The sequence below is a fragment of the Bifidobacterium myosotis genome (assembly GCF_002259745.1).
Taxonomy (GTDB): domain Bacteria; phylum Actinomycetota; class Actinomycetes; order Actinomycetales; family Bifidobacteriaceae; genus Bifidobacterium; species Bifidobacterium myosotis.
The window spans coordinates 1-3,024 of the sequence record NZ_MWWW01000047.1; the positions used below are offsets into that span (position 1 = coordinate 1).

Below are 3,024 nucleotides of genomic sequence, written 5' to 3' on the forward strand. Positions count from 1 at the left end.
AGCAGATGAGGAATCTCATTATTTCGGGCGAAGTGACGGATGGAGTTACTTTAGCGGCCTTCGCAATAGTGGAATTTGGGGGATAATGGTTTACTTGTACGATCCCGCACTCGGTATCGACAGAGGGCGAAGGAATGAACCGGTTCGGGTTGAACGGCACATTCGCGATGCTGCGCTGGATGCCCCAGCGCCAGACGCAGTCTGAGCCCTTCCGGGGCTGATGCATGGCCGCCCTTTCTTTATCGGACACGTTATCCGACTTTTTATCGAACATGTCGGATAACAGCTGTGAAAACGCCGTCCCGGTGTCCCTAGAAGAAAGGTTCCAGAACATGACTGGAAACACTAAGGTTTGGCGCGCCCCGCTCGCCGGCCTCGCCTCCGTCGCGATGATCGCGACCATGGGCGTGGCGGCCAGCACGGCCAACGCCGCGCCGACGACGGGCTATCAGTACCCGGACGTGAAGATCACCCTTGACTACAACGGTGGTACGTACACGGGTGCCACCACGGGTCACGGCAACGATTTCAGCGACTTCACCGTGAGCTCCGATAAGACGACCGTGACGTTGACCGACAAGCACACGCTGGACAACGGCTACGAGTACGCGGATGGCATCTTCGCCAAGGACCTGTACGGTACCTTCGGCCAGGATGGTGTCATGATGTTCAAGACCGGCACGCCGGGCAATCCGGTCCGTAAGTTCTCCGGCTGGTACACGGAGAAGCAGGGCGGCCAGGCCGTGGATCCGACCACGGCCCTCGCCGACGGCACTACCCTGTACGCGCATTGGAGCCAGGGCGCTGTGAGCACGGATGAGTCCGAGAACTTTGTGCACGTCGACACCAAGGGCGAGATCGCGTACAAGGACGGCACTGAGCCCGATGGCGCGGCGAACGTGATCGAGAACAAGGGTGCCAACTCCTATGACATCCGTCTTGCCGATGGCGATACGCTGGCCGACTGGGAGCTGCCGCAGACCGACGCCAAGGTGAACAACACGGTGCCGAGCTGGGACGAGTCCGCCGTCTCCTCCGCGAAGGCCGGCGACACGCTGACCGTGTCCACGGCCGCTGGTGCGCTCGTTACCATCACGCGTGCGGGCGCGGATGGCGAAAACTATGATATCTACAAGGACGGCGTCCTGGTCAACCGCATCGGCGACGAGACGTTCGACGTGCTGGCTGGCTCTTCCCTGTCCGAGTACCAGGCTGTGACCTCCGGCACCAGGCATCTGCTGGCCAACGGCTGGAAAATCTACGCGGGCACCAGCGTGAACGGCGCCGACTACCAGTGGGGTTCCGCCTTCCCGGCGGGTAACGCCTTCAAGCTGGTGCCGCAGGGTGGTTTCGAGTCCGTCGTGGTCCGCGTCCACAAGTGGAACAAGACCGGCGTCGACCTGCGCTACTTCGTGCCTTCCGGCTCCAACTTCGCCGCTACGTTCGGTGAGGGCTTCCTCGCCGAGGTCGAGCGTCCGAACGCCCAGTTCGAGGGTTGGTACGACCGTGATCAGGCCGTGACCTGGGTCGGCCAGACCTCCGCTGACCCGCAGAAGAACGACGACTTCTTCACTCCTCAGCTGATCATCACGGACACCACCAAGGCTGATCCGGTCGAGTTCTCGTTCTCGAAGACCCTGAACCACACCGACGCCAACATCGCCAGCAACAATTCCGGCATCGACCTGTACGCGGGCTACAACGCTGACGCCAAGTTCAAGACCATCCAGTTCGATCCGAACTACTCCGGTGCCGACGTGCTGGACGTGAAGATTTACGAGGGCAAGAAGCTCGGCCCGCAGCTGCCGGCCGTCACCCGTGACGGCTACATCCTCGACGGCTGGTATTCCATGCCCAAGGGCGGCGCCCGTCTGAATGAGGACAGGCTGACCACCTCCAACCCCGACTACCCGAAGGTGCAGACCTACTACGCGCACTGGACCGCCGAATCCAAGGGCGGCGTGAACGGCCTGCAGTACAACCTGGCCCGCGGCTACGTGACCGACGTCAAGGACGGCCAGCCCCTGAAGAACACCGGCGCCCCGGTCAAGGTCTACTATGACAAGACCTCCAAGAAGTGGTTCAAGCAGGGCGATGCCTCTGCGCCCGCCGGCGCCAAGTTCGACTTCAAGCTGGCCCTCCCGGCCGGCTACAACGAGGCCTCGTGGAAGCAGTTCAACACGACCCGCGACACGGTTGTCAAGGAACTCATCAAGGAGCTCAACCTGTCCAAGACCGCCAACATCCAGGAAGTCTACAACGCCGTCGCCACGAAGCTCTCCGCGGAAAAGGCCGACACGTACAACCGCGAGTTCGCTGGCAAGCTTGTCGCGAACACCGACTACCCGGACGTGAACTACGACGACGCGAACACCCACGCAGAGGAGGTCACCTACCTGACCGACAAGGGCATCGTCAAGGGCTACGCTGACGGCACGTTCGGCTACGGCGCCCCGGTGGCCCGCGTGGACTTCATCGTGTGGCTGTACCGTGCGGCCGGCAGCCCGGCCGTTGACTCCCAGGCCTCCTTCACGGACGTGACCGCGGCCACGGTCCCGAACCAGGAGTTCCGTGACGCGATCGCTTGGGCGGCCGCGAACAAGATCACGACCGGCTACGCGGACGGCACGTTCGCCCCGTACGCGACCCTGAACCGTCAGGACGCGGTGGCGTTCCTGTACCGCGCCTCCGGCTCCCCGAAGTTCAACGAGTCCTACGCGGACGTGAAGTTCGCTGACGTGACCGCCGGCGACACCGCCAACCATTCCGAGGCCGTGCTGTGGGCCGCCCACTACGGCATCGCGAAGGGCTACTCTGGTAGCGTGAACCGCTTCGGCGGCCTGAACATCGTGGTCCGTCAGGACGCGGCTGCCTTCCTGGCCCGCACCCTGCAGGCAGGCTACACCGCCAAGTGACACCGACTGCCAGCCTCTCGCCCACCGCCTTCCCCACTGATTGACGGCACCGGACCCATGACGATTGGGTCCGGGGCCTTCCCGTATCGGAAAGAGGAAGGGCCGGAGC

At 63.1% G+C, this 3,024-nt stretch carries 2 protein-coding genes; one reads left to right on the top strand and one right to left on the bottom strand.

Features of this window, described 5'->3' with window-relative positions; translation table 11 throughout:
- On the bottom strand, positions 1-334 hold a 334-nt coding region (locus BMYO_RS11930), incomplete at its 3' end, for a hypothetical protein (RefSeq protein ID WP_211276868.1).
- Between BMYO_RS11930 and BMYO_RS11275 the strand changes: the two genes are divergently transcribed.
- Positions 333-2,915 (top strand): S-layer homology domain-containing protein, encoded by a 2,583-nt coding sequence (locus BMYO_RS11275; RefSeq protein ID WP_158217004.1) that lies wholly within the window; start codon positions 333-335, stop codon positions 2,913-2,915. The genes BMYO_RS11930 and BMYO_RS11275 overlap by 2 nt on opposite strands.
- Positions 2,916-3,024 lie beyond the last annotated feature (109 nt).

What these genes read in the sequence shown, in the direction of transcription:
- BMYO_RS11275 (WP_158217004.1), top strand. Translation starts at nt 333, where the DNA reads ATGACTGGAAACACTAAGGTTTGGCGCGCCCCGCTCGCCGGCCTCGCC.